The organism is Edwardsiella hoshinae NBRC 105699 = ATCC 33379 (assembly GCF_000474215.1).
Taxonomy (GTDB): domain Bacteria; phylum Pseudomonadota; class Gammaproteobacteria; order Enterobacterales; family Enterobacteriaceae; genus Edwardsiella; species Edwardsiella hoshinae.
Window position 1 is genome coordinate 63,826 of the sequence record NZ_BAUC01000005.1, and the last position, 26,472, is coordinate 90,297.

At 59.5% G+C, this 26,472-nt stretch carries 22 protein-coding genes; 6 read left to right on the top strand and 16 right to left on the bottom strand.

Features of this window, described 5'->3' with window-relative positions; translation table 11 throughout:
* The first annotated feature begins 112 nt into the window (after window positions 1–112).
* Together tyrP and trpS are read left to right on the top strand one after the other, a co-directional pair.
* The gene (gene tyrP, locus EHO01S_RS02585) at window positions 113–1,330 is read left to right on the top strand and encodes a tyrosine transporter TyrP (RefSeq protein ID WP_024522493.1); all 1,218 of its coding nucleotides are present in this window, start codon (window positions 113–115) and stop codon (window positions 1,328–1,330) included.
* Between the two features lie 187 nt (window positions 1,331–1,517).
* A complete protein-coding gene (gene trpS, locus EHO01S_RS02590) occupies window positions 1,518–2,546 on the top strand; it encodes a tryptophan--tRNA ligase (protein ID WP_024522494.1) in 1,029 nt (342 codons plus the stop codon).
* Window positions 2,547–2,601: 55 nt separating this feature from the next.
* Here the strand turns inward: trpS and EHO01S_RS02595 are convergent, their stop codons facing one another.
* From EHO01S_RS02595 to EHO01S_RS02630, 8 genes are all read right to left on the bottom strand, one after another.
* Complete coding sequence (locus EHO01S_RS02595; RefSeq protein ID WP_024522495.1) at window positions 2,602–3,156, bottom strand: YfaZ family outer membrane protein; 555 nt, start codon at window positions 3,154–3,156, stop codon at window positions 2,602–2,604.
* Window positions 3,157–3,500: 344 nt separating this feature from the next.
* Window positions 3,501–4,892 carry an o-succinylbenzoate--CoA ligase gene (gene menE / locus EHO01S_RS02600; protein ID WP_035370183.1) on the bottom strand — a complete coding sequence of 464 codons (1,392 nt, stop codon included), beginning with the start codon at window positions 4,890–4,892 and terminating at the stop codon, window positions 3,501–3,503.
* On the bottom strand, window positions 4,892–5,863 hold the full coding sequence (menC, locus tag EHO01S_RS02605; protein ID WP_024522497.1) for an o-succinylbenzoate synthase: 972 nt from the start codon (window positions 5,861–5,863) through the stop codon (window positions 4,892–4,894). The genes menE and menC overlap by 1 nt, the downstream gene beginning before the upstream one ends.
* Window positions 5,863–6,720 carry a 1,4-dihydroxy-2-naphthoyl-CoA synthase gene (gene menB / locus EHO01S_RS02610; RefSeq protein WP_024522498.1) on the bottom strand — a complete coding sequence of 286 codons (858 nt, stop codon included), beginning with the start codon at window positions 6,718–6,720 and terminating at the stop codon, window positions 5,863–5,865. Before menB ends, menC begins: the two co-directional genes overlap by 1 nt.
* Window positions 6,721–6,772: 52 nt before the next feature.
* Window positions 6,773–7,546 (bottom strand): 2-succinyl-6-hydroxy-2,4-cyclohexadiene-1-carboxylate synthase, encoded by a 774-nt coding sequence (gene menH / locus EHO01S_RS02615; RefSeq protein WP_024522499.1) that lies wholly within the window; start codon window positions 7,544–7,546, stop codon window positions 6,773–6,775.
* On the bottom strand, window positions 7,543–9,225 hold the full coding sequence (gene menD, locus EHO01S_RS02620) for a 2-succinyl-5-enolpyruvyl-6-hydroxy-3-cyclohexene-1-carboxylic-acid synthase (protein ID WP_024522500.1): 1,683 nt from the start codon (window positions 9,223–9,225) through the stop codon (window positions 7,543–7,545). Before menD ends, menH begins: the two co-directional genes overlap by 4 nt.
* Before the next feature lie 237 nt (window positions 9,226–9,462).
* The gene (gene menF, locus EHO01S_RS02625; RefSeq protein WP_024522501.1) at window positions 9,463–10,791 is read right to left on the bottom strand and encodes an isochorismate synthase MenF; all 1,329 of its coding nucleotides are present in this window, start codon (window positions 10,789–10,791) and stop codon (window positions 9,463–9,465) included.
* Window positions 10,792–10,928: 137 nt separating this feature from the next.
* Window positions 10,929–11,420: a DUF1097 domain-containing protein gene (locus tag EHO01S_RS02630; RefSeq protein WP_024522502.1), complete on the bottom strand. Its 492-nt coding sequence runs from the start codon at window positions 11,418–11,420 to the stop codon at window positions 10,929–10,931.
* 289 nt (window positions 11,421–11,709) lie between these two features.
* Here EHO01S_RS02630 and EHO01S_RS02635 point away from each other — a divergent pair, with 289 nt between their 5' ends.
* Window positions 11,710–13,176, top strand: coding sequence for a C69 family dipeptidase (locus EHO01S_RS02635; protein WP_024522503.1), 1,467 nt, complete (start codon window positions 11,710–11,712; stop codon window positions 13,174–13,176).
* Window positions 13,177–13,250: 74 nt separating this feature from the next.
* On the opposite strand, the gene hybE is transcribed toward EHO01S_RS02635, so the two are convergent.
* From hybE to hybO, 6 genes are read right to left on the bottom strand one after another with little or no spacing between them, the layout of a single operon-like run.
* Window positions 13,251–13,769: a hydrogenase-2 assembly chaperone gene (hybE, locus tag EHO01S_RS02640; RefSeq protein ID WP_024522504.1), complete on the bottom strand. Its 519-nt coding sequence runs from the start codon at window positions 13,767–13,769 to the stop codon at window positions 13,251–13,253.
* The gene (locus tag EHO01S_RS02645) at window positions 13,759–14,253 is read right to left on the bottom strand and encodes a HyaD/HybD family hydrogenase maturation endopeptidase (protein ID WP_024522505.1); all 495 of its coding nucleotides are present in this window, start codon (window positions 14,251–14,253) and stop codon (window positions 13,759–13,761) included. Before EHO01S_RS02645 ends, hybE begins: the two co-directional genes overlap by 11 nt.
* Window positions 14,253–15,956 (bottom strand): hydrogenase 2 large subunit, encoded by a 1,704-nt coding sequence (hybC, locus tag EHO01S_RS02650; RefSeq protein WP_024522506.1) that lies wholly within the window; start codon window positions 15,954–15,956, stop codon window positions 14,253–14,255. The genes EHO01S_RS02645 and hybC overlap by 1 nt, the downstream gene beginning before the upstream one ends.
* Window positions 15,953–17,143 (bottom strand): Ni/Fe-hydrogenase cytochrome b subunit, encoded by a 1,191-nt coding sequence (hybB, locus tag EHO01S_RS02655; protein ID WP_024522507.1) that lies wholly within the window; start codon window positions 17,141–17,143, stop codon window positions 15,953–15,955. The genes hybC and hybB overlap by 4 nt, the downstream gene beginning before the upstream one ends.
* Complete coding sequence (gene hybA, locus EHO01S_RS02660; protein WP_024522508.1) at window positions 17,136–18,119, bottom strand: hydrogenase 2 operon protein HybA; 984 nt, start codon at window positions 18,117–18,119, stop codon at window positions 17,136–17,138. The genes hybB and hybA overlap by 8 nt, the downstream gene beginning before the upstream one ends.
* 3 nt (window positions 18,120–18,122) lie before the next feature.
* Window positions 18,123–19,247, bottom strand: a complete 1,125-nt coding sequence (gene hybO, locus EHO01S_RS02665; protein ID WP_024522509.1) for a hydrogenase 2 small subunit — start codon at window positions 19,245–19,247, stop codon at window positions 18,123–18,125.
* A 796-nt stretch (window positions 19,248–20,043) separates the two neighbouring features.
* Between hybO and EHO01S_RS02670 the strand changes: the two genes are divergently transcribed.
* The 3 genes from EHO01S_RS02670 (at window position 20,044) to EHO01S_RS19135 (ending at window position 23,374) form a co-directional block, all read left to right on the top strand.
* Window positions 20,044–20,580 carry a cytochrome b gene (locus EHO01S_RS02670; RefSeq protein WP_024522510.1) on the top strand — a complete coding sequence of 179 codons (537 nt, stop codon included), beginning with the start codon at window positions 20,044–20,046 and terminating at the stop codon, window positions 20,578–20,580.
* 199 nt (window positions 20,581–20,779) lie between these two features.
* Window positions 20,780–23,083, top strand: a complete 2,304-nt coding sequence (gene bglX / locus EHO01S_RS02675; RefSeq protein ID WP_024522511.1) for a beta-glucosidase BglX — start codon at window positions 20,780–20,782, stop codon at window positions 23,081–23,083.
* Between the two features lie 135 nt (window positions 23,084–23,218).
* Complete coding sequence (locus tag EHO01S_RS19135) at window positions 23,219–23,374, top strand: hypothetical protein (RefSeq protein WP_167352254.1); 156 nt, start codon at window positions 23,219–23,221, stop codon at window positions 23,372–23,374.
* A gap of 87 nt (window positions 23,375–23,461) precedes the next feature.
* Here the strand turns inward: EHO01S_RS19135 and nuoN are convergent, their stop codons facing one another.
* Window positions 23,462–24,919 (bottom strand): NADH-quinone oxidoreductase subunit NuoN, encoded by a 1,458-nt coding sequence (gene nuoN / locus EHO01S_RS02685; RefSeq protein WP_024522512.1) that lies wholly within the window; start codon window positions 24,917–24,919, stop codon window positions 23,462–23,464.
* 6 nt (window positions 24,920–24,925) lie between these two features.
* Complete coding sequence (nuoM, locus tag EHO01S_RS02690) at window positions 24,926–26,449, bottom strand: NADH-quinone oxidoreductase subunit M (protein ID WP_024522513.1); 1,524 nt, start codon at window positions 26,447–26,449, stop codon at window positions 24,926–24,928.
* Between the last annotated feature and the right edge of the window lie 23 nt (window positions 26,450–26,472).

Here is a 26,472-nt window from a genome sequence, read left to right on the forward strand (position 1 = left end):
CTCATGACGTAAACTTATTATTACATATAATGTAACGCCGATTTGACGGAGGCAAAAATTTCCCGTACGCTGCGCTGAAATAACTCCCTGGAGCAGTAAAGCAGAGGAAAGCGTGAAGAATCGGACTATTGGCAGTATTTTTATCGTGGCTGGGACCACGATCGGCGCAGGGATGTTGGCGATGCCCCTGGCCGCCGCCGGCGTCGGCTTTAGTACCACCCTGGTAATGTTGATCGGGCTGTGGGCTCTGATGTGCTATACCGCCCTGCTGATGGTCGAAGTCTATCAGCACGCGCCGGCGAATGAGGGATTAGGCACCTTGGCACGCCGCTACCTCGGGCGTCCCGGCCAATGGTTGGCCGGCGTCAGCATGCTGTTTCTGATGTATGCCCTCACCGCCGCCTACATTAGCGGTGCTGGCGAGCTGCTGGCCGCCAGCCTCGGTCAATGGCTGGCGTTACCCGTCTCACCGCTGCTTGGTGTGTTGCTGTTTACCCTGGTCGGCGGCACCATCGTCTGCGTCGGTACCCACTCCGTCGATCTGTTCAACCGCCTGCTGTTTAGCGCCAAGATCATCCTGCTGGTGGTGATGTTGACGCTGATGATGCCGCATGTTCGCTACACCAATCTACTCAGCCTGCCACTGGAAAAGGGCTTGGCCCTCTCCGCCATCCCGGTGATCTTCACCTCATTTGGCTTCCACGGTAGCGTCCCCAGCATCGTCAGCTACATGAAAGGTGACATGCGCCGCCTGCGACTGATCTTCATCGTCGGCAGCGCCATCCCATTGTTGGCCTACATCTTCTGGCAGTTGGCCACCTTGGGTAGCATTAGCAACACCACCTTCCTCGGTCTGATGGCCAACCATGCAGGGTTAAATGGCCTACTGCAATCGGTGCGTGCCGTGGTGGCGACCCCACACGTTGAGCTGGCGGTGCATCTGTTCGCCGATTTGGCGCTGGCGACCTCTTTCCTCGGCGTCTCCCTCGGATTGTTCGACTACCTGGGCGATCTCTTTAAGCGCCGTCGTAACGCGAGCGGACGCGTGCAAACGGGGCTGTTGACCTTCTTGCCGCCGCTGGCTTTCGCCTTGTTCTACCCGCAAGGATTCGTGATGGCGCTGGGCTATGCCGCTATCGCGCTGGCGGTACTGGCTCTGTTGCTGCCCGCGCTACTCGTCTGGCAAACCCGTCGCCAGCATGGCGAGCAGAGCAGCGGCTACCGCGTCGCAGGCGGACGCCCGCTGCTCTGGCTGGTGTTACTGTGTGGTGGCGCGGTGATCGCCATCCAATTGGCGATCGCTACCGGCCTCTTGCCCGAGGTGGGGTAAACGAGTAAGGTAATGGAATGAATCGCACACACTCTCAGTACAGCGTAGTAGGTTGGTGGCGTCGTATCTCGCGGCGGCACGTTACTGTGTGTGAGTAATCTCAGTCATCAAGCCGCCGGAAGGCGGCTTGATGCGTTTTTCAGAGGGTCGCACTTCGGCGTATTTATCGCTTAAATGGAGTACGACCATGTTATCGACCGATCTCGAATTTGCCCAGCCACCCGTCTGCCTGAGTGGCGATCGTCCTACCGGCCCGCTGCACCTCGGCCATTACGTCGGCTCGCTGCGCCAACGCCTCGCATTGCAGCGTCGTTTCCCGTTGTATGTGATGATCGCCGACTTACAAGGGTTAACCGACAATGGCAGCAATCCGCGCAAGGTGGCGGACAATATCCTACAGGTGATGGCCGACTATTTGGCGGTCGGCCTCGATCCCTCGCGCACCACTCTGTGTCTGCAATCGGCCCTCCCGGCCCTCCCCGAGCTGACCATGCTGTATATGAACATCGTCAGCGTGGCGCGGGTGGCACGCAATCCGACGGTCAAAGCAGAGATTACCCAGAAGGGCTTCAGCGCTAATCTGCCGGCAGGCTTTCTGCTTTATCCGGTCAGCCAGGCTGCCGATATCACCGCCTTCAATGCCGAGCGCATCCCGGTCGGCGACGATCAATTGCCAATGCTGGAGCAGACGAACGAGTTGGTGCAACGTATGAATCGCCTGCTGCCACAGCCCGTGTTGCGTCCCTGCCAGGCGATTCTCAGCCAAGTAGGGCGTTTACCGGGCATCGACGGTAACGCCAAGATGTCGAAGTCCCTGGGCAACGCACTGCCCCTCGGCGCGACCGCCGCACAGATCCGCACGGCGGTACACGCCATGTATACCGACCCGCAACACCTACGCGTCAGCGATCCAGGTCGTGTCGAGGGCAATGTGGTGTTCACCTACCTGGATGCCTTTCATCCCGATGCCGAGCGCGTGGCACAAATGAAGGAACAGTACCGGCGAGGCGGCCTTGGCGACAGCCAATGCAAGCGTGAATTGGAGGGGTGCCTACAGGAATTGCTCGCGCCGATACGCCAGCGACGTGCCGAATTTCTCGCCGATCCGGCCATGCTCTTACAAATCTTACGTCAAGGAAGCGAGCGGGCACGGGCGGTCAGCCAACAGACGCTGATGGCGGTCAAACGCGGATTGGGATTACCGTTGATGTACTGAGCAATGGGGATATGGGAAGCATTAAGAGGGCGGCGTGCTGCCGCCCTGCGAGGCATCAGAAGCTGAGGCCAACCCCGACGTAAGGGCCATCGGCGATGGCGTTATCGCGGTGACCGTCTTTCCCGGCCAGATTGACGTAACGGTAGCCGACATCCACGCTCAGCGGACGCATCACATTCCAACGCACACCGCCGGTGGCTTCCGTATAATCCTTGATCCCGCTGGAGAGGGAGTCCGGCGAGTAGTAGGCGGAGCCGTACAGGGCAAAGCTCTGGCCCAACGGCAGATTGATGCCGCCGCCGATCGCCACAGCGTAATCGTCGCTGCCGCCGCCACTGTGCTTCGGATTCAAATACATGGCCTTACCACCGACAGAGACGATGGCGGAGCCCAAGGGGATGCCCAACCCCAGACCCAGGCCAACGATATCGCCGTCGTTATCGCTGTGCGCCCAGTTCAGGGTGGAGTACAGGCCCGAGGATTCGGTCCCTAAACCCGCTTCAAAATTAGTGAAGTTTTTCCCGGCTTGCCCATTCAAGCTGATCGCCTGCGCCGCCCCGCTCAGCAGTAGCGCGCTGCCAGCTACCAGGCAGTAAAACGACTTCTTCATTGAATTTTCCTTATCAATCATTAAAAAAATGTGTCCCATAACCGCCTCCCGATGCCGGGCCACTCTCCCGTCGTACGGGAGAGCCGCCCCGGCCTAGGCCAGACATTCACCGTCCTACGGACGGCCCTGGCCGATCCATGCCCGCCGATGCCCCGACTCGACGGCGACACCTCGTCTATCGATGTGGGTGGCGACATCAGGCAACCTGGCGCAGTGCGCCGTGGCGGCGTTAGCATAACGGTAAGCGGACGGAAACAGAATAAAAAAAGCGTCTCGTCACCCTACGAGACGCTCACTTTAAGACTAAGCCTTATCAACGGAGGTGACACCACCGGCAGGGAAGACTAGCGTTCAGCGTTGGACGATGTCTGATAGGTCGCCTGCGCCCACTGCTGTACTTGGCGTCGGGCGATCTTGATCCCCCCGCCTTTCAGCGCAGCGGGCAACGGCAACCACGCCACCGGATGCTGAAAACGCGCCACACGTGGCGCCAGCCAGGCACTTAGCACCGTCAGCGCCACCTCACTCTCCACCACCGCCACGGGGCGCTGGCCGAATTCGGCATCCGCCACCGGCACGATGAAAGCCTGTGACACGGCGGGATGCTGCAACAGGATACGCTCGATATCCTCCGGCTGGATCCCCTCTCCGCCACTGAAGAATTGGTTATCCATGCGTCCCTGAATGCACAGTTCGCCCGCCGTCCATACTGCGCGATCGCGCGTATGGAACCAGCCATCGTCCGCCAACAACGGGCGCAACTGCCCCGCCTGCCAGTAACCGCAGGCCAGGCTTGCGCCACGCAACAGCACTTCGCCATCCGCGGCCAGACGCACCTCTCGTCCCGGCAACGCGTGACCGACCCCAGGCAAGCCGTCGGCCCGTTTGGCGCAGACGGTCGACGCCATCTCCGTCAGGCCATAGCCGCACCAGCAACGAATGCCACGCGCCTCGGCTTCCTGCGTCAGGGCTAACGGGATCATCGCTCCGCCCAACAGCACATCGCGCAACGCCACTGGCTGCGTCGACTGCAACAGGCGCCACAGCTGAGTCGGCACCAGTGAGGCGTGACTACAGCCAGCCAATGCCTGATGCAACGGATGCATCGGGCGCCAGACTAGGCAGGCTCCGGCCAGCAACCAGCGCCAGAGGATCCCCTGTCCCGAAACGTGGAACAGAGGGAGCGACAGCAGCCAACTGTCCTGTGCGCTCAATGGCATCAGGCTAAGCACCCCCGCCGCCGAGGCCAGGTGCGCAGCGGCACTATGTACCGCCGCCTTGGGCAAACCACTCGACCCAGAGGTCAGCGTCAGCGTCGCCTGGCGTTCAGGCTGCCACGCAGCGCTGGCCTCCCCCGCCCTCGATCGTAGGGATAACACCGCCACGCTGGCGGGCCAGGTGATGGGGGTTTCCCCGGCCAGATCCACGCATGCTGCTACCGTCAACGACGGCAGCAGTTCGGCCAGACGTGTCTCGGGAAGCTGCGGATTAAGCGGTAACACTCGCGCGCCGAGCTGCAATAACGCCAGATAGGCATACAGCATCTCGACGCTGTTCTTACCACGCAGGGCGATCACCGCGCCCGCCGTCACGCCTTGCTCCGCTAAGCCCGCAGCCAACGCCGTGACGCGCTGCGCGAACTGCTGCCAATCGACCTCCTGCCCCGCCAGACGCAATGCGCAAGCCGTTGGTCGTTGCCGCGCCCAGTGACGCCATGGCCAATCGCCGAAGATCATCACGCCCGCCAGACCTCGTCCAGCTGATCGCGTCCCCACAGCGGCAGCGTGCTCTCCGGCCAAGGGCGCAGCAGCTGCGCACGCATCAGCGCCAGAGTATCCAGCCCCGGCGCCGTGCCCGGCGTTAGCCAGGCGGCCAGACGCGCCAATTGCCCCAGCCCCAGACTAGACTCAATACTGGAGCTAATCACCACACTCAGGCCGGCTTGCTGTGCCTGCTGCGCCAGCTGTTGGCAACGTTGCAAGCTGCCGGTCAGGGTCGGCTTGATGATGATGGCCGCGACGCCCGGCTCGGCCTCGACGCGGAAGTCAGGATCGCGCACACTCTCATCCCAGGCGATGGCGATGCCCGTGTCACGCGCGAAAGCCCGCGACTCATCGCGCGTCTTACAGGGCTCCTCCAGGAACAGAATGCGATCACGCCAGGTCGGATTAACATATTTGGCGAAACCATCCGCCTTGGCGCGCGTCCAACTGCGATTAGCATCCAGACGCAAACGTAAATCAGGCAAGGCCTCCAGCAGCAGGTTGACGATCATCCCGTCACGCACCGCCTCGTAGAGCCCGACCTTGACCTTGGCCACCTTCTCGCCCGGAATGGACTGTAGCGCATGAAACAGGGCGTCAGGGTCGCCGTTGCACAACGTGGCCGAGCGGTAGTTAGCCGCTTGCGGCAACGTGCCGTCCAACTCCGCCAACGCGCAGCTCACACCGAAGGCGACCGAAGGCAGCGCGCTCTCCGCCGGGCTCTCGCCCGCCTGCCAAGCCGCCAGCCAGTCGGTGGCCGCCTGCTGCGCCTCGGACAACGTCTCTCGGCTAAACTCCGGCAGGGGCGCGATCTCGCCCCACCCCTCACGCCCCGCCTCACTCAGGCGTACCAGCAACCCCTCGCGGCTTTTCAGCCGTTGGTTACGCAGCGCGACACCGGCTTCCACCGGCAGACTGTAGCGATACAACGAGACCTGACGCATTACGGATTCCGTTTAAATTTGGAAAAGTCCGGCTGACGCTTCTCATTGAATGCGTTACGCCCTTCCTGACCCTCTTCCGTCATGTAGAACAGCATGGTGGCGTTACCCGCCAGCTCCTGAAGGCCGGCTTGGCCATCGCAGTCGGCGTTCAGCGCCGCTTTCAGGCAACGCAACGCCATCGGGCTGTTACGTAGCATCTCACGGCACCAACGTACGGTCTCGCGCTCCAGCGCTGCCAACGGCACCACGGTGTTGACCAACCCCATGTCCAGCGCCTGCTGAGCGTCGTACATGCGGCACAGGAACCAAATCTCGCGCGCCTTCTTCTGGCCGACGATGCGTGCCATATAGGAGGCGCCCCAGCCGCCGTCGAACGAGCCGACCTTCGGCCCGGTCTGACCGAACTGGGCATTCTCGGCGGCGATGGTCAGATCGCACATCATATGCAGCACATGGCCGCCGCCGACCGCGTAACCGGCCACCATCGCCACTACCGGCTTCGGGCAGGTGCGGATCTGGCGCTGAAAGTCGAGGACGTTGAGATGGTGGACGCCGCTATCATCGCGGTAGCCGCCGTAGTCGCCACGGATCTTCTGGTCGCCGCCGGCACAGAACGCCTTGTCGCCGGCACCGGTCAACACGATCACCCCGATGCCGTCGTCATAGCGCGCATCGGCCAGCGCATGCAGCATTTCCTTCACCGTCAAGGGACGGAAAGCATTACGCACCTGCGGGCGGTTGATGGTGATTTTGGCGATCCCGTCGGCCGACTTGTGATAGAGAATATCCTCAAAGTCGCCGCTGCAATCTTGCCACGCGATCGGGGCATACAGCTCTTGTTCGCTCGGATACAGCATAATACGCTTCCTGTTAATGATGATTCGGCCCGGGTTCAGCGCATCTGGCGCCTCAACCGGGATGACATGTGGTTAAAAAATCACGCAGTGCGCAGAGAAACGCCTGCGGATTGGCGCGATGGGCATTATGTCCGGCGTCGGCGATCAGACGCGGCGTCAGACGCCAATGCTCGGCCAGCGCGCGAAACTTAGCGTCCCGCTCACCGCATAGATAACACAGCGGACAGCGTAACGTGGCCAAGGCCGCCCCTAATGGCGGCTGATTACCCAACGAGGTGGCCTGTAGCATCTGCGCCAAGCCCTCACCGGATTGAGCGGCGCGCAACATCACCAGCGCTTGGCGCTGTGCCGCGTCCAGATCGGCGAAGACCGCCTGACGATACCAGTCCGCCAGCACCTGCACCATCGGTTCACCACGCAAACGAGCGGCCCAACGGGCGTCATGCTCGCGCCGAGCCTGGCGGGCCGCCGGCGTCGTCAGACCGGGATTACCACCTTCGATCGCCAGCGCCCACAATCCGGCTGCGCCGTGGCAGGCATGGTACATCGCCAACCGTCCCCCCAATGAATAGCCGACCAGCCCATAGCGCGTCACCCCGGCCGCGGCCAAGGTCGCCCGCAGCGCCGCATCACACTGGGCAAAATCGGCCACCCGCAACGTCGCCGAGGCACCGTGTCCCGGTAGATCGATCAGCAGATGGGCGAACTCGGGCAACTGCCGCGCCAAGGGGAGCCACTCTTGCTGACTGCCGAGAAAACCATGCAGCCACACCAGGATCGGCGCCGCAGGATGCCGCCCGGGTAGACGCTGGCTGGCTAAGATCACAACGTCGCCACCTTGGCCAGCAAGCGTTGGAGCGTCTCGGCCCCTGCCGTACTGGGGACGCGTAACTCGATCAGCGTACAGCCATCCTGCTGCCAGCCCTGGCTGACCGCGGCGCACAGGGCCTCCCAGTCTGTCGGGCAGGCATAACGTAGATCAAACAATGCCGCTGCATGGCGGAAATCCACGTTCTGCGGCATCAAATAGAAACGTTCTCGCTCCGCCGGTGGCGTTGGCAACATGGAGAAGATCTGCCCGCCATTGTTGTTCACCACGATCACCACTGTCGGGGCGCTGACCTGGCGTAATAGCGCCAACCCATTGATATCATAAAGTGCCGACAGATCCCCGAGGATCGCTAGCGTCGGCTTTCCTGCACCGCGCTGCACCCCGGCGATAGTAGAAACCAATCCATCAATACCACTGGCGCCACGGTTACTGTACACCGGATAACCCGCTGGCAACTGCCCCAACGCATCGATTAACCGCACGATCAGGCTATTGCCGACAAACAGCTGCCCTTGCGCCGGCAACAGCTGCGCCAGGCGGTGGGCGACTTGCGCCTCACCGAAACACTCTTGCACCTCATCCGCTACGCACTGCGCGGCACGCTCGGCCAACGTCGCCAACTCGGGGGCCCAGGGTTGGCGTGGCAGGGGCGGATGGGCCGCGAGCCATGCCTCAATCGCTGCCACCCGGCGACGACCACGGTGACAGGCCGGATCGAGCCGCCCCGGCAGCGGATCGATCAGCCAATAACGCTGTGGTTGGCAGGCTGCCTGCCACTGTAGCGCCCGCTTGCCCGTCAGACTGGCCCCAAACTGCACCACCAACTCGGCCTGCGCCAGCGCATGGCGCGCGGCGGGATGATTCAGCCACAGATCGGCACAGGGCAACGGCTGGCCGCTTTGCGACAGCACATCGCCGATCACCGGCCACCCCAGCGTAGCGGCCCACTCGGCGGCCAGACGCCCGGCTCGAGCATGTACGCGACCGATGAGCACCACGCCACGCCGGCTACGCCACTGCGGCCAATCGGCCTCACCCAGCGGTGCCGCCCCCGCATAGGGCACACTCTCCTGTAACCAGGGCGTTTGCCCCTGCCACCAATCCCCCAACGCCGCCGACCAAGCCTGCTGATCGTCGTCGTCCTCGCCATACAGGGGTTCGGCGAAGGGGCAATTGATGTGCAACGCACCATGATCGAGACGAGCCATAGCGCTGTCGACACTAGAGGCTAGCCAGGCGGCGGAGATGTCCGGGGTCGGTCGGGGGAGGTTAAGGGTTTCGCTCGGATGAGAGGCGAACATGTTCTGCTGGCGGATCGCCTGATTGGCACCGCAGTCGATCAGCTCAGGCGGGCGATCGGCGGTCAATAAGATCAAACGCTCTCCCGTCAGCCCGGCCTCGATCAGCGCCGGATAGAGGTTGGCAACGGCGGTTCCCGAGGTGACAATCACCGCCACTGGCTGACCGCTGACCTTTGCCAAGCCGAGCGCCAGATGGCCCAGCCCGCGCTCATCGAAGTGAGTATGGCAGTGGAGACGGGGATTGGCCGCCGCCGCCATGGTCAACGGCGTGGAGCGGGAACCGGGAGCAATGCAGACATGATATACACCGTGACGGGTCAACGCCTCAAGCAGCACCGTAGCCCAGCGACGGTTAAACAGAATAGATGACATGGCGACTCAATAGTTACTTAGCGGATTGCGCGTCCTGCGCTCAGGCGAGCGGGCTGGCTGCGCCAGCCAATGACGCACGCGTTGGCATCGCGTAACCCCGGTAAGGGAAACATAACACCATGATTTAAAAGAAAATCAAATCTAAAGTATGACCAATATGGTACACCAGGCGTTCCCAGACCTCAATCGATGCACGCTCACGATAACAGCGCGTCGGTTCAAAGAGCCGCGTCACGCTCACACGCTTTCACCCTCCAAGAGGGTGCGTAGTCCGGCCGCCTTATTCTCGATCTCTAGCCACTCCTGCTGCGGATCGGAACCGGCGACGATACCGGCCCCGGCATACAGGTGGATCTGTTGGTCGGCGACCAACGCCGAACGCAGGGCTACAGCGAACTCTGCCCGGGTAAGGGAGAGGTAACCGGCCGAGCCCGCATACCAACCGCGATCGAACGGCTCGTCTCGCATGATGAAACGCCGCGCCGGCTCTCGAGGCAAGCCGGCGACCGCCGCCGTCGGCTGCAAACGGCGCAGGCAGTCGGCATCGTCCTGCTGATTCAGCGTCACATGAATGGTGCGTCGCAGATGTTGGACTTTACGCAATGTCACGATCTCCGCCGCCATCACCTCCAGGGTCGGTGCCCCGGCGCTGCCACGCAGCCGTTGACAAATATCGTCCACCACCAGCAGGTTTTCATGCTGGTTCTTACCATCTTGCATCAGCCAAATCGCATTGGCGCGGCATTGCTCATCGTTTTCGCCACGTGCCACCGTGCCCGCTAACGCCTCGGTCTCCAGCTTGCGCCCGATACGACGATATAACCGCTCCGGCGACGAACCGAGGAAGGCGCGATGCGGCGCTAGTGCCAGCATAAAGTGATAGCAACGGTGATTTACCGCTCGACTAGCGGCGAGAAACTGTGCCGCGCGCAACGGCTCACTTAGCGTCAAGGTGGTGCGGCGCGCCATCACCACCTTGGCGAAATCATTGCGGGCAATGGCGGCCAATGCGCGTTGCAGCAGGGCGCACCAGGCGGTGCGATCCGGTTGATGCGCCGCACTCAACACCGTAGCCTGTAAGGAGCCCAACGGTTGAGGCGGTAACAAGGTAGCCAGATCGCGCAAGGCGCAAGCCAAATCGTCGCGCAGCGAGTGATCGCTGTACAGATAGACCACTAACTCCGCCTCATCGCCACGACGCAACAGCGCCAGTCGGGGCAAAAAGAGGAGACTCGCCACCTCACCGATCCCTGGCACCGCCACGCGATCGAAAGCATTCAGACCCCAGATGCGTAACGCCGGGTTATTCTGCTGACGGATAAAGGCTTGGGCTTGTTCGGCATCGCGAAAGATCTGCAAGGCGCCGCATACCGCCGCCTCCTCTTCGTCGCTACGGTGACGCCAATAAAATTGAGGATAGAGTGGTTGCGAGGCGAGCCACGCCAACATTCCCTCCCCCGCTTGCGCTCGGAAAGGCAGCGCCACTCTGACCAGTCCCGGCCCGGAGTGGGCCACTGCGTCTAACAAGGGGACGATGCGTTCGATCAGAGTGGTAAATTGATGCACGACAACCTCGGTCGGGGATAAAAGCGTTAAGCCATGAATTATACGGGGGATTAGGCAGAAAAACAGCGCATGAAAGTGATATCGCTCGCACTGGCGGACAATCGGCGAAAAAGCCGCCAGCGGGGGCGTACAACGCGTTACCGGGCGCCTACCTCATCCGTGTTAGCGGCGGCGCTATGCCGACTACGCGCCGCCAACCACAGCCCACTGTTCTTCATCGCATAACCGAACAACAAGCCAAGCAGCAGCGACGGCAATACCAAGCGCCAATCACCGCCGGCAGCGAAGGTAGCGCAGCAGCCGATGAAGGTACCGGGAACAAAAGAGAGCCAGCGCTGACGCGCCTGAACGCACATCAGGAACGCCACCACTCCGGTCAACCCATAGCCCAACAGCTCCAAATGCGGCTGTAATGCACTGCCGTTGATGATGATCTCCGCCCAGAATACACCGCTGCACAACGTACAGAGCGAGATACCGAGTCCTTTCAAACCGCCTTGCGGGCAAGCGAAATAGGCGGTACAGCCCAAGAAGCCGGCCCAGGCCGACAGTCCTAGACTGATGGCGAGCCAGCCCCACACGGCAGACAGGATGCCGGTAGTTAAGGCAATGGCAAGTAGAACGGACATCACAGACTCTCCTGATACAAAAAGCGTAGTGTAGCGACGAATACGCCATATTCATTGACCACCATCACACCAACAATTAGTCGCCCTGTTACTATTACATCATAAAGTGAGATAAATCACATTTATTGCTGCTTTTATGCCCGCCGCTCATACGACTATCCCATATCCCTAACCTGGTCATTTCTGCTTACAAAAGGTAACGCTGTTTTTATTAGCAGGCTTTGTAACTGACCGTAGCCCGATCTAAGGTGAAGAGGCTTTACAATACTTATAACTATTGGAGTTACTTATGAAAACCACTCTACTGGCGGCCACAATTGCGACCCTATGTATGGGCCAAGCGATGGCTTGCACCACGATACTGGTGGGCAATCAAGCCACGACCGATGGTTCTTTTATCACTGCACGTAATGAAGACTACTCAGCCAATAATGCCAAACATATGGTCATCCACCCAGCGGCCCATAATCAGCATGGGGTGTTTAAATCCCACGGCAATGACTTCACTTACCCGCTGCCCAAAGAAGCCCTGAGCTATACCGCCATCCACGACTTCGATACCCAAGACACGTCGATGGGGGAAGCGGGCTTCAACTCGGCCGGCGTCGGGATGACGGCGACCGAAACCATCTACAATGGTCAACCGGCACTGAAATTTGATCCCTATGTAGAGAAGACCGGCATCACCGAAGACGCCATTCAGAGCGTGATCCTGCCGCGTATCCATAGCGCGCGGGAGGGCGTCGAGTTGCTGGGCAAGATCATCGAACAGCAGGGCGCTGGGGAAGGTTTCGGCGTCGCCTTCGTCGACCAGCACGATCTATGGTATCTGGAAACCGGTAGCGGCCATCAGTGGATGGCGACCCGTCTGCCGGCTGACAAGTACTTTGTCTCGGCCAATCAGGGCCGGCTGCGTCAATATGATCCGAAAGACACCGCAAACTACCTAGCCTCTCCGACCCTGATCAGCTTTGCCGAACAGCATGGCCTGTACAGCCCGAAAGACGGCGCCTTCGACTTCCACAAGGCCTATTCTCAAGACCTCGCCAACGATGTGACTTATAACTACCCGCGCGTCTGGACCCTTCAGCACCTGTTCAACCCGCAGTTGAAGACCACCATCACCGACGGTAAAAACTTCCCGGTCTTCCTCACCCCGGCCAAGAAAATCAGTATTACCGACGTAGAGCAGGCGCTGCGTAACCATTATCAGGGGACCGCGCACGACCCCTATGCCAACAACAACCCGAAAGAGCCTTACCGCCCGATCTCGGTGTTCCGCACCCAAGAGTCGCACATCCTCCAGGTACGCCCGAACCTACCCAAGGCGATCGGCGAAGTGGAATATGTCGCCTTCGGCATGTCTGCGCTCAGTGTCTATGTTCCTTACTATCAAGGCATCGAGCACTACCTGCCGGGCTATGACAAGGGGAGCGATCAGGCTAGCGATGACTCCGTCAACTGGAAGTTCCGCACGCTGCAAACCCTGGTGATGCAGGATTACAACGCCTATGCGCCTGATGTACAGCGCGCCTACCATCAGTTCGAGCAGCAGACGGCCCAACGTCAGCAGAGCATGGAGCAAGCATACCTGACGCTCTACAAGTCTCAGCCGAAGAAGGCCCAGCAACTGCTGCAACAGTTTGAGGATCAGACCATGCGGCGCGCGTTGAAGCTGACCGATCAACTGACCAGTCAGGTCGTGACCAAAATGACCCACGCCACCGACCTGAAGTATCACTTCGAAGGCGCCTAATCATCCAGCCTGTTAACCAGTGAAAAAAAACACCCCGCGAACGCGGGGTGTTTGTTAGCGTTAACGCGCGGGGATTAACCGCGACGGCTGAACAACGCACGTCGTGATAGGTCGACGTCATGCGCCTCCGCCACCGGCAAAGAGAGCAACATGGTCAAGGTGTCGTGCATCAATTGCTCCGCCTGCTCCGCCTGCAAATGGGGATCGAGAGGCGACATCAGCGAACAGGAGAGCAGTTGCCCGCTCTGCGGCAGTTCGCCGACCATGAAGGTCATGTTACCGCGTGGCAGTTGCAGCGCCAGACGGTCACCGATCTTACGTTCCGGCCAGGCTTGATCCGGCCCCGGCAGGATCACCACGCTCAACATCCACGGAGTCAGCACACAACCGACCCACTGGCCCTCAAACGGACGCATCACGGCACAAACCGGGATCCCGGCGCGGAAGAACGGCAGATCATGCATCTCGCCGTGGGCGATCTGCTGATACTGCTCGACCAACAACGCGGCAGGATCATGCTCGAACCCGACGCACGCGGCCGCCATACCCAGCGCATGCTCGTCACGCTGCATAGCATTCTCTTCACTGTGCATGCCTATCTCCCTGATGCCTGGCCTGTACTCCCTGCTCACGCAGGATGGCCAATACCCGATCCATCGCGACCGGTACCGCGCTGGCGATCGCCGGCGTCAGACCGATGTTGGGCTCCAGCGACTGCGGTTCGACCCCTACCAGCGTCAGCTGTTTAGGGAACTCGTCCGTCAAACGCAACGCCGATAAGACATCGGCCAGCCCCAGCTGGTGCGGCGAGATCTTGCGACTAAACATTGCCGGCACCTCGTCGTCACGAAGGGTGATCACCGTGCCCGGCTCGTTGCCGCTGAGCACCGCGTCCACCACGATCAGATGATCGCGACAGGCCAGGTATTCCAACAGCTCCATGCCGGCGGTGCCACCATCCATCAGCTCGATGTTAGCCGGGAAGTGATAGTCGCGCTGTAGGCGTTCGACGATACGCACGCCGACCGCCTCATCGCTGAGCAACAGGTTTCCAATCCCGAGAATCAGCGTATTCATTACAGGATTTTTACCTTGGTGGTTTCGCCGTCCTGGGTATTCACCACGTGTACCGCACAAGACATGCACGGGTCGAAGGAGTGCACGGTACGCACCACTTCCAGCGGCTTGTTGATGTCGGCTACCGGGGTACCCACCAGCGCTTGTTCGTACGGGCCCGGTTCATCCTGGCCGTTACGCGGGCCGGAGTTCCAGGTTGACGGTACCACGGCCTGGTAGTTGGCGATCTTGCCGCCTTTGATGACGATCCAGTGAGAGAGCGCACCACGCGGTGCCTCTTCGAAGCCGACGCCACGGTACTCTTTATTCGGATCGATTTCGGCCGGGATATAAGCGACATGATCGCCTTTGCCGATGTTGTCGATCAGCGCCTGCCATTGCTGCATCAAGGTATCTTTCAGTACGCAGCAACGCACCGCGCGACCGATGATACGGCCCATGGTGGAGTGCAACTGTTCGACCTGCAACTTCTGACCGGTCAGGCTGTGGTACAGGCCATTCACCTCATTGTAATGCTTAACGGTGTCTTCATGCTTGGCGGCCAGCTTAACCAGCAGATCGGCCAACGGGCCCACTTCAACCACCTGGTCGTACAAGGTCGGCGATTTCACCCAGGAATACTTGCCGTCTTCCTGCCAGCCGGTGTAGTTCGGCTCAGTTTTACCCTCCCACGGCTTCAGGTTGGCGTCATCCTGATACCAGGCGTGCTTACTGGACTCGGCGATACCGGCGATCAGCCATGGATCCTGCTGGCTGGTGATCGGACGGTAGTTAGCCATATCACCATTTTCGATGTAGCCGCCCGGCAACAGGAAGCTACCGCCGTCGCCGTCGGTCGGCAACTCCGGCACGCTCAGGTAATGTTTGGCGCCACGGCCCAATGTCATCCACTCCGGATAGTTGGCCGCGATGATCGCCGCATCCACTTTGTAGACCTGCTCGATGAAGTCGCCCAGACGTTCGATGAACATCTTGACGTACATCAGGCGCTCCAGGTTGAGCACGCTCGGCGCGTTGAGGTTGATCGGGTTAGCGACACCGCCGACCGCCAAGTTCTGGATGTGCGGAGACTTACCACCCAGGATAGCGACCACGCGGTTAGCGTCACGCTGGCACTCCAACGCTTGCAGGTAGTGCGCGACGGCGATCAGGTTCACTTCCGGGGAGAGTTTCATCTCCTTGTGGCCCCAGTAGCCGTTGGCGAAGATACCCAACTGACCGCTGTCGACCAAGTTACGGATCTTCTGCTGTACCTTAGCGAATTCACCGGCACTGTTTAGTTTCCAGGCGGAGACGCCCTGCAACATCGCTTCACACTTGTTCGGATCGGCTTTCAGCGCGGCGGTAATATCCACCCAGTCCATCGCAGACAGTTGATAGAAGTGAACGATGTGGTCATGGATGCTATGCGCCGCCAAGATCAAGTTACGAATGTACTGCGCGTTGACCGGCACTTTAGCACCGACGGCGCTCTCCACCGCACGGACGGAGGCGATGGCGTGAATGGTGGTACATACGCCGCAGATACGCTGCACGATCATCCAGGCATCGCGCGGATCGTTCCCTTTCACGATGTCTTCCATCCCGCGCCACATGGTGCCGGATGACCAGGCTTTGGTCACCTTGCCGTTTTCGATTTCGCAATCAATGCGCAGGTGGCCCTCGATGCGGGTAATCGGGTCGATAGTAATACGTTGGCTCATACTTTAGCTTTCCCTTGGGCCTGATAACCTTGGTGTTTTAAATGGTCAAGCGCTGGCAATACCGGTAACAACCGGATCAGCAGCAAATAAGCAACGACCTCGATGGCGACGAAGCCCATCGAAATCAGCACCTCTTCGGAGGTTGGAAAATAGCCGTAGCCGTTGCCCGGCGAGTAAGCCAGCAACGAATAGTTCAAACGCCATAGCGCCGAGCCGAGCAGCATACTCAAGGCCCCGACGAACAGGATACGCGAGTCTTCACGGCAGCGTGCAGAGCAGAATGCCAGCAGCGGGAACAACATCAGCATGGCTTCACACCAGAAGCTGATGGCGTAGCGATTAAACTGGAACAAGTAGTGCAGTTTATCATGCATCGCCAGTTCACCGAAACGCAGCGCCAAGAAGATCAGCAGGAACACCTGGATCACGCGCACCAATTTGGCGAACAGGGTCTTCTCGTTTGGGCCGCGTCCGCGCAACCCCGCCTGCACCAGCGAACCTTCGAACACCACGATGGCGAAGCCCATGATGAACGCGGTCAGCACCGACAGCAATGGCAACAGCTCATAGCTTTGCCACAACGGATGCACTTTCTTACCGGCGGAGATCATCAGCGACCCCATGGAAGACTGGTGCATAGTCGGCAGCAACGCGCCCAACGCCAGAATAAAGAACATCACTTTATTCAGCCGCTTCAGCGAAACCTTCCAGCCAAAACGCTCCATGATCACCGGGGCGAACTCCAGCGCCATGACGCCGATGTACACCGTCATACAGGCCGCCGTCTCGAACAATACCGAGGAGGTGTTAAAGTGCCCCGGAATGTAGAAGTACGGCAGGTTCCAGTAACGGCCGACGTCAATGGTGATGGACAGGCCGCCGAGAGAGTAACCGAACAGGCTGGCCAGCAGCGCCGGACGCACCAACGGATGATACTCGCCGCGGTTAAAGACATACACCGCCCAGGCCAATGCCCAGCCGCCACAGGCGAAACCGGTACCGATCAACAGGTCGAAGGCGATCCAGATCCCCCAGGGATATCCCCCGTTCAGATCGGCAACAGAACCGATACCGAAGATCAAACGCTTCAGGATAAACATCCCGCATAACAGGATGAAGGGGGCCAGCAACACGACGGGCCAGCTGACCAGACGCCCGCCGAGCGGACTGGCTTTATGCTCACTCATTATCATCGTCTCCGTCATGGTGATTCTTGGTGTTTCGATAGGTCATTACCGAAAGACCGGCCAAGACCACCAACGGCAGGATCATGCCTTTATACAGCGTATGCTGAATATGTTCGGAACGGGCACCGGTCGACAACTCATCCAACTGCGGCATCCCCAGCTTCTCGTAAGGTACGCCCGCCAGCACCAGCACTTGCGTCCCGCCCCCCTCTTTCTCGCCGTAGACATACGGCTGATAGTGCGCGACCGGATGCAGGTAGCTGTCGTTGCTGTGCAGCGTCTGACGCGGATAGGCATACTCGGAGCCGGGACGCGCGGCGAGACGCTTCTTGGCTTCGGCCAGCAGCTCTTCACGGGTACCGTAGATCACCGCACCGGCAGGACACACCTCGACGCAGCCCGGCAGTTTACCCTGATCGATACGCTCCAGCCCTTTCTGATTACACAGTTCGCACTTATGGATCGCCCCGAACGGGTTATCGTAATCGTACTTCGGCACGTCGAACGGACAGGCCACCATGCAGTAACGACAGCCGGTGCAAACGTCTGGATCGTACATGACGATCCCGGTGACAGGGTGCTTCTTCAGCGCCGAAACTGGGCAGACTGAAACACAGTTAGGATCGACGCAGTGCATGCACTGCTTCTTGATGTAAGCGTAGCCGTTCTCCAACTGATCCTTATTGATCCCGCTACCATCACGCCATACCTGGATGATGTTATTGGTATAGGGCGTCAACTTGTCGTTGTTCGACCAGATAGGATCGCCGTTCGGGTTCAACGCATTCTTATTCAGACGCTGGCACTCTGCGACACAGGCTTGGCAGCCCACACACAGGGTGGAGTCATACAGCATCCCGACCGCCGTTGGAATCGGCGGTTTATTCTCGGCCGCCGCCTGGGCGCTGCCGGACGCGGCAGTGCCAGCCGCCAGCGCACCGACGGAGGCGAATTTAAGGAAATTTCGTCTGTTCACGGTTTACTCCTCCCGTGAATCGTGTTGATCCGCCTGATTACGCTTCTGCTGGCGACCCAGTTCACGCACCGCCATCAGGCTGACCCCGGCCAGAATACCCAGCGCACCGCCGATCAGACCGGTAGCTGTTGGCGAAATGTGGCCGCCCTCTTTATTGTCCACCAGCGGTTTTTCCGCGCGCGGCGTCGGGTTTTCTACGCTGGAGAGTTGGAAGATCCCCTTGGTGAAGCCGATACCCTGCTCGTTACAGCCATAGCACGGGTGACCGATGCCCACCGGCCAGATACCGCCACCGATGTCGCAGAACTCCAGCGTCGGGCAGTTACCGTAGGTCTCCGGCCCTTTACAACCGAGGTGATACAGGCACCATCCCTGACGATGACCATAGTCGCCGAACTCTTTGGCGAAACGACCGGCGTCGAAGTGCGGACGACGTTCGCAGTTCTCGTGGATCAGACGCTCATAGGCGAACAGCGGACGATGCTTGCTGTCCAGCTCCGGCAACTTACCGTAGGTGATGTAGTAGACCACGGTAGTCAGGAAGTTATGCGGGTTCGGCGGACAGCCCGGGATGTTGATCACCGGATGCCCTAACGCCTCTTCCAAGCTGACCGCGCCGGTCGGGTTGCCGCCGGTCGCCGGTACGCCACCCCAGGCAGAGCAAGAGCCGATGGCGATCACCGCGGCCGCATCGGCGGCAGCCTTACGGATCTGATCGACGATCGGTTCGCCCGCCACCATGCAATAGACCCCGCCATCTTTCAGCGGAATGGAACCATCGACCACCAGGACATATTTGCCCTTATAACGCTCCATGGCATTGTGCAGGTTTTCTTCCACTTGGTGACCGAACGCCGATGACAACACCTCATGGTATTCCAGCGAGATGGTATTCAGCAGCAAGGTTTCCAAGGTCGGGTGAGTCGAGCGTAACAGGGCTTCAGTACACCCCGTGCACTCCTGAGCGCCGATCCAAATCACCGGGGGACGCTGTGGGCTGGTGATTGCCGCCGCCATTTCCGCCGCCGCATTGGAGCTTAACCCTAGTGTGGCGGCCATGCCCGCGCACAGTTTCATAAAGTCACGGCGATTGATGCCGTGAGCGGATAAAAAAGAATCCTCAACCATTCTGCAGTTTCCTGTTTGTGCGCATTCGTCTGGTGGAATGCTTTCAAGGGCGCAATGCTAAGGATTTGCCCCCCCCGCTGTGGTTGATCTCTATCAAGTTGACTGGCTTTTTTTACACAATAGGGATATTTATGTGAAACAAAGCGATTCAGCCTGGCTTTGCTGTACAAAAACCAGGCAAATGATTCGCTTAATTACACACAAATATTCTACGGGTATTATTATGCATAACAGCCTATCTATTGCATTTGTGCATTGTTTAGATTTAATAATAACATCACGTCGTCGCCTACTTGGTTATTCATAAATCAACATTCAGTGTTATTTTCCACCTAATTGCCCATAATTTATCACTACATTCGGCAAATAGGAGCGCCGCGTCTGTTATTTGTTCAACGCCTAATTTATCCTCATTCCATGCGTATCCCCTACAGTCGCCGACACATTCTCTCTACCTTTTCTGCTCTATCCGTCACGGCATCAATTAGCGTCCCAAAGATAAATAAGCCTAAAGCCAACTGAGGTTAATCGGCTTAATGTAGCTAATGCATTTAAGCCAGTTAAAGAAGGTTGAGAACACCCGCCACCATACCTAATGACGTATCCTCAGCGAAACCTTTTTCCCACCATATTTCTCTGCCTCTAACGATACGGCGAAGCCAATAATTGAAAATGATAATTAATTACACTTGATAATATTCTGAAAGCACGTTTGTGGCCGATTTACCGGCCTAAGACTACTATTCGAATTAATGATTTCGTCTACAATGTAGCCTCCTGATAAGAGTGAGATACCATGCAACGTTTTAGTAAGATACAGATATCCCTACATTGGATAACCCTATTACTGATTATCATCGCCTATATCAGCATCGAGTTTCGCGGCCTGTTTGAGAAAAACTCGGCGCCTTACTTGCTGATGCGCGAGACCCACTACAACGCCGGCGTATTGGTTTGGATCATCATGCTCATCCGTTTAGGACTGCGTCATATCCTGCCAGATCCGCCGATCCTCCCTTCCCCTCCGCGCTGGCAACACCTGATGGCGCGCCTGATGTATCTGGCGCTCTATCTTTGGTTCCTGGCTATCCCGCTGCTCGGCGTCGCCATGATGGCCTATGGTGGTAAGACCTGGTCGTTTCTCGGCATGACCATCACGCCGTGGGTCAGCCCGGATCCGGCGATCAAGTCACAGCTTAAAACATGGCATGAGCTGTTAGCCAACATCGGCTATGCGCTGATCAGCCTGCATGCCGCCGCCGCGTTGTTCCATCATTACGTGATCCGTGACAACGCCCTGCTGCTGATGATGCCGCCTAAGAAGACGCGCTAAGCGCGTCTCGCCACGGGGTGGCCTGCGCCGCCCCGTTTCTTTTTCGCTCCCCCCTTACCACGCCGCTATGCCGGGCGATCCGCCCCACATAACCGATAAATCGCCGCTACGCTATCAGCATTCACCTGTATGATATATCTCCACTTATTTATCCGATTACGCTGCGTTACGCAGCCCTGGCAAAGAGAACCTGAACACCATGAAATGGCTTCGCCCCTTCGGCCTGCTCGGCGCCCTGCTCACGGCACCCGCCCTCGCCGCGACCACGCCCTACCCTGATACCTGGCCCGACCCCGCCCTCCCGCGCGACGCCTTCGTCGACCAGATGCTGCAACGCATGACCCTGGAAGAGAAGATCGGCCAATTACGCCTGATCAGCGTCGGCCCCGATAATCCCAAGGAGAAGGTCTACGCGATGATCGCCGACGGCCAGGTCGGCGCCATCTTCAATACCGTCACCCGACGCGGTATTCGCGGCATGCAGGATCAGGCGGTCAATCACAGCCGGATGGCGATTCCGTTGTTCTTTGCCTACGACGTGATCCACGGCCAACGCACCATCTTCCCGATCAGCCTCGGTCTGGCCGCCAGTTGGGATCGTGAGTTGATCGGCACCGTCGGACGTATCTCTGCCTATGAGGCGAGCGAGGATGGTCTAAACATGACCTGGGCACCGATGGTCGACGTCACCCGAGACCCTCGCTGGGGACGCACCTCCGAAGGCTTCGGCGAAGACACTTACCTCACCGCGGAGATGGGGCGATTGATGGTCAAGGCGATGCAGGGCGCGCGCGTCAGTGATCGCCATGCCTTAATGACCAGCGTCAAACACTTCGCTCTGTACGGCGCGGTCGAGGGCGGTCGCGACTACAACAGCGTCGACATGAGCCCGCAGCGCATGTTCCAAGACTACCTCCCGCCTTATAAGGCGGCGTTGGATGCCGGCAGCGGCGGCGTCATGGTCTCCCTCAACGCCATCAACGGCACCCCGGCCAGCGCCAATCCCTGGTTGCTGAAAACACTGTTGCGCGAGCAATGGGGCTTCCAGGGCATCACCATCAGCGATCACGGCGCCATTAAGGAGCTGATTAATCACGGTGTCGCCAGCGATCCCCAGGATGCGGTGCGCCTGGCCATCCAGTCAGGCATCGACATGAGCATGAGCGACGAATACTACAGCCGCTATCTGCCTGGCCTGGTGAAAAGCGGGCGTGTCAGCCTCAGCGAGGTCGACAATGCCTGCCGCCACGTGCTCAACGTCAAGTATGATATGGGGTTATTCCACGATCCCTATCGTCACCTCGGCCCCGCCGCTAGCGATCCGCTGGATAGGGATGCCGAAAACCGCCTACACCGCGCCGAGGCGCGCACGGTCGCCGCTCAGAGCCTGGTGTTGCTGAAGAACCGCCTGGAGACGCTCCCGCTGAACCGTCGCGGCACGCTCGCCGTGGTGGGGCCTCTGGCGGACAGCCAACGGGACGTCATCGGCAGCTGGTCCGCCGCCGGTAATCCCGCCCAGGCGGTGACCATCCTCAGCGGCATTCGCCGCGCCATGGCCGGTCTCGGCACGGTGCTGTACGCACGCGGCGCCAACGTCAGCAATGAGGCGGATATTCTCCAGTTTCTCAACCAGTATGGCCCCTCGGTTAGCGTCGACCCGCGTCCCGCCCAGGTGATGATCGACGAGGCGGTCGCCATCGCTCGCCGTGCCGATGTGGTGGTAGCGGTGGTCGGTGAGGCGCAAGGTATGGCCCATGAGGCCTCTAGCCGTACCCACATCGGCCTGCCGCAGAGCCAGCAGGCTCTGATCGCCGCTTTGAAGCAGACCGGCAAGCCGCTGGTCTTGGTGCTGATGAATGGCCGCCCATTAACCTTGGTGCATGAAGATCAGCAGGCCGACGCCATCCTGGAGAGTTGGTTTCCCGGTACTGAAGGGGGTAACGCCGTCGCTGACGTGCTGTTCGGCGACGTCAATCCCTCCGGCAAGCTGCCAATCTCTTTCCCGCGCTCCGTCGGCCAGATCCCGACCTATTACAGCCGCCTGAATACTGGCCGCCCCTACGATCCGCAACAGCCGGAGAAGTACAGCTCGCACTATTTCGACGAAGCCAACGGCCCACTCTATCCGTTCGGTTACGGTCTGAGCTACACCACCTTCACGCTCTCCGAGATCACCCTTTCCGCCCCGCAACTGACGCGCGACGGGCAGATCGAGGCCAGTATCGAGGTTAGCAATAACGGTCGGCGGGCCGGCGCAGCGGTGTTGCAACTCTACCTCCAGGATCCGGTTGCCAGCCTCAGCCGTCCGCTGAAATCCTTGCAAGACTTCCGCAAAGTGATGCTGCAACCAGGCGAGCGGCGCCGAGTCAGCTTCACCTTGACACCCCAGCAACTGCGCTTCTGGAACGCCCAACTGCGTCAGGTAACCGAGCCTGGACGGATCAATGTGTTTATCGGCTGCGACTCGCAACGCGTGAAGCGTGCGCACTTCGACCTCTTGTGACTCCCGCTCGCTGGTATTACGCGCGCGCTGGCGCATAATAAAAGCGGATGCCCCGTTGGCGACGGCCGCCGGGGCGCAGACGAGCCGGCGGATAACCTGCATCCCACCGCCGGCCTCTTCCTGGGAGGGAATACGATGTCTACCTGGCCTAGCCTACTCATCACGGTGATCTTCAGTCTCGGCATGACGCTACTGTCCATCATGATCGGCGTCGAGAGTACCTGGATCCGTCTGTGCGTCTTTAGCATCAGTTGCTTCACCTGCGATCTGCTGTTCTCCATTCTACGCTAACCGCCCCCCGCTGAGGACAGAGACAACAATGCCGGGCACCAGGCCCGGCATTGTTGTCACGCAGCAGCGTCTGTTGGCGCCTTACCCTTATGGCATCGGCTGCGCCAACTGCACCAGCGAGATCAGCGTCTGCGGGAAGATCCCCGTCAGCACCACCAACACCCCAGAGAGCAGCACCACCACACCACCGGCGGTCAACGCCCAGTTATTCGGTGTATCGCGGATCAAGGTCTGCGGCGCGCGCAGATACATGCTGACAGCCACGCGCAGATAGTAGTACAGGCCGATGGCACTACCGACCACCACCGCGCCGACCAGCCACCACAGCCCGGCGCTGACCCCCGCCATCACCACGAACAACTTACCGATGAAGCCCAGCGTCATCGGGATACCGGCCAGGGAGAGCATCGCCACCGTCATCACCGCCGACAGGATCGGCTTATGCCAGAATAGGCCGCGATAGGAGTAGAGCGACTCGGCGTCCGGCCCGCTATACGGACTAGACATCAAGCTGACGATACCGAAGGCCGCCAGACTGGCGAACAGATAGCCGGCCAGGTAGACCCCGACAGTCTCGACGGCGATCCCCTCGCTCTGCACCGCGATCAACGCCACCAACAGGTAGCCCAGATGGGCGATGGAGGAGTAGCCAAGCAGACGCTTGATGTTGCTCTGGGTGATTGCCATCAGGTTACCGAACAAGATGGAGCCGAAGGCGATAACCCCTAACACCACGCGCATCGCCTCGCTGTCGGTTGCCGGTAACAGGATGAACAGACGCAACAACACCGCAAAGATGGCGATCTTGCTGGCGGTCGCCAGGAAGGTAGAGACCGGTGCCGGCGCCCCTTGATAGACGTCCGGCGTCCACAACTGGAAAGGCACCAGCGACAGCTTGAAGCCGAAACCGACCAGCATCATTCCCAGACCAACCAACACCAACGGCTGCGTTAACCGATCCCCGCCGAGGGTATAGCCCAGACCGGCGAAGGAGAGATCGCCGGATTGCGCGTACAGCAGCGCCATACCGAACAACAGGAAGGCGGAAGCGGCGGCAGAGAGAATGGCATACTTAATCGCCGCCTCCAACGAACGCTTCTGGCGATAGGCGTAACCCACCAAGCCGAACAGCGGCAAGGAGATCAGTTCGATCCCCAGGAACAACGCCGCCAGGTGGTTGGCGCAAGCCAGCAAGATGCCGCCCAAGGTGGCGATCAGCACCAGCAGGTAGAACTCGTCGCGGTTATCCGGATAGCCCTGTAACCACGGATAGGCGAAAGTACACGTCGCCAGCGCCGACATCAGCACCAGCGCGATATAGAACATCGAGAAACCATCGACATGCATCAGCGGCGTGATGTCGCTGGGCACCGCGGCGGCCACCAGCAATAGAGAGAGCAGCGCCGCGTTGAGGCCGATCACGGTCACCGTCGCGTTGACGAAGTGGTTGCGTCGCCACGCAATGCACAGCATCACAACCACCACCGTCAATCCGACGATCAACAGCGGTAGCAATGCGATCAGATTTTGAGGAGTTATTGTCATGGCGATTTACGGCCTTGTGGTTAAAGTTGAAGCAGAAGCAAACCAATGCTGAATATTCCCCATCGCCGCGCTAGACGTATCCAGCACCGGCTGCGGGAAGATCCCCAACAGCACCAGCAATACCACCAGCAGCAGGATCAGCGATAATTCACGCACGCTCAGGCTCGCCAGCGGCTGGTCAGACTTAGGCGCACCGTAGTAAGCACGCTGCATCATCACCAGCGAATAAACCGAGGCGAACACCAGGCCGAAGCTGGCGACCACCGTGGTCACCGGCACCACCTGGAAGCTGCCGAACATCATCATGAACTCACCGACGAAATTACCGGTACCCGGCATCCCCAAGGTCGCCACCGCGAAAAACAGCGACAACGCCGGCAAGTACTTCAAGCGCCCCCACAGACCGCCCATCTCGCGCAGGTCGCGGGTATGCAGACGCTCATACAACTGGCCGGTGATGATGAATAGACCGGCGGCGGAGAGACCATGGGCGATCATCTGGATCACCGCGCCCTGGAACGCCAACTGACTGCCCGAGTAGATGGCGATCATCACGAACCCCATGTGCGATACCGAGGTGTAGGCGATCAAGCGCTTAATATCGGTCTGCACGTAGGCCATCCAGGCACCGTAGAAGATGCCGATGACCCCCAGCGCCATGGCGATGGGCGCAAATTCATGCGACGCTTGAGGAAACAGCGGCAAACTGAAGCGCAGCAAGCCATAGGCGGCGGTCTTCAACAGGATACCGGCCAAGTCGACGGAGCCGGCGGTCGGCGCCTGACTGTGTGCGTCCGGCAGCCAGCCATGCAACGGCACCACCGGCATCTTGACGGCGAAGGCGATGAAGAAACCCAGCATCAGCAGGTATTGCACCGTATGGCTCATCGGCGTATTGAGCAACACTTCATAATCGAAACTCAATACCCCGGTGGCGTTGTAGTGTACCCATACCAAGCCAAAGATGGCGATCAACATCACCAAACCGCTGGCCTGGGTATAGATGAAGAACTTGGTCGCCGCGCTGATACGCGTCTTACCGTCCGATCCCTTATGACCCCACAGGGCGATCAAGAAGTACATCGGCACCAACATCATTTCCCAGAAGAAGAAGAACAGGAACATGTCGATGGCCAGGAAGACGCCGATCACCCCCGCCAGGATCCACAGCAGGTTCAGGTGGAAGAAGCCCTGATAGCGATGTACCTCATTCCAGGAACAGAGGATCGCCAACACCCCCAGCAGCGCGGTCAGCACCACCATCAACAGCGACAGACCGTCGAGCGCCAAGTGGAAAGAGATGCCCAGGCTGGGGATCCATGGCGCCGAGAAACTCGACTGCCACTGCGGGATCCCCGCCGGCTGCATCAGGCCATAGTTGCCCTGTAACCAAAGGTACAGGGAGAGCGCCAACGTCAGGCCCATCGCCACTAGCGCAATCCAGCGCGGCGCTTTCAGCCCCAGGCGTTCACCCTGCCAGGACAGCAGACCGCCGATCAGCGGGATAAGAATTAGCCAAGGTAATAACATGGCGTTTTGTTTCCCTTATTCTG

Bases quoted from the DNA above. Each gene is read 5' to 3' on its own strand.
- trpS (WP_024522494.1), top strand. From the start codon at position 1,518: ATGTTATCGACCGATCTCGAATTTGCCCAGCCACCCGTCTGCCTGAGT.
- EHO01S_RS02595 (WP_024522495.1), bottom strand. From the start codon at position 3,156: ATGAAGAAGTCGTTTTACTGCCTGGTAGCTGGCAGCGCGCTACTGCTG.
- menE (WP_035370183.1), bottom strand. From the start codon at position 4,892: ATGATCTTCGGCGATTGGCCATGGCGTCACTGGGCGCGGCAACGACCA.
- menC (WP_024522497.1), bottom strand. From the start codon at position 5,863: ATGCGTCAGGTCTCGTTGTATCGCTACAGTCTGCCGGTGGAAGCCGGT.
- menB (WP_024522498.1), bottom strand. From the start codon at position 6,720: ATGCTGTATCCGAGCGAACAAGAGCTGTATGCCCCGATCGCGTGGCAA.
- menD (WP_024522500.1), bottom strand. From the start codon at position 9,225: ATGTCATCTATTCTGTTTAACCGTCGCTGGGCTACGGTGCTGCTTGAG.
- EHO01S_RS02630 (WP_024522502.1), bottom strand. From the start codon at position 11,420: ATGTCCGTTCTACTTGCCATTGCCTTAACTACCGGCATCCTGTCTGCC.
- EHO01S_RS02635 (WP_024522503.1), top strand. From the start codon at position 11,710: ATGAAAACCACTCTACTGGCGGCCACAATTGCGACCCTATGTATGGGC.
- hybE (WP_024522504.1), bottom strand. From the start codon at position 13,769: ATGCACAGTGAAGAGAATGCTATGCAGCGTGACGAGCATGCGCTGGGT.
- EHO01S_RS02645 (WP_024522505.1), bottom strand. From the start codon at position 14,253: ATGAATACGCTGATTCTCGGGATTGGAAACCTGTTGCTCAGCGATGAG.
- hybC (WP_024522506.1), bottom strand. From the start codon at position 15,956: ATGAGCCAACGTATTACTATCGACCCGATTACCCGCATCGAGGGCCAC.
- hybB (WP_024522507.1), bottom strand. From the start codon at position 17,143: ATGAGTGAGCATAAAGCCAGTCCGCTCGGCGGGCGTCTGGTCAGCTGG.
- hybO (WP_024522509.1), bottom strand. From the start codon at position 19,247: ATGGTTGAGGATTCTTTTTTATCCGCTCACGGCATCAATCGCCGTGAC.
- EHO01S_RS02670 (WP_024522510.1), top strand. From the start codon at position 20,044: ATGCAACGTTTTAGTAAGATACAGATATCCCTACATTGGATAACCCTA.
- bglX (WP_024522511.1), top strand. From the start codon at position 20,780: ATGAAATGGCTTCGCCCCTTCGGCCTGCTCGGCGCCCTGCTCACGGCA.
- EHO01S_RS19135 (WP_167352254.1), top strand. From the start codon at position 23,219: ATGTCTACCTGGCCTAGCCTACTCATCACGGTGATCTTCAGTCTCGGC.
- nuoN (WP_024522512.1), bottom strand. From the start codon at position 24,919: ATGACAATAACTCCTCAAAATCTGATCGCATTGCTACCGCTGTTGATC.
- nuoM (WP_024522513.1), bottom strand. From the start codon at position 26,449: ATGTTATTACCTTGGCTAATTCTTATCCCGCTGATCGGCGGTCTGCTG.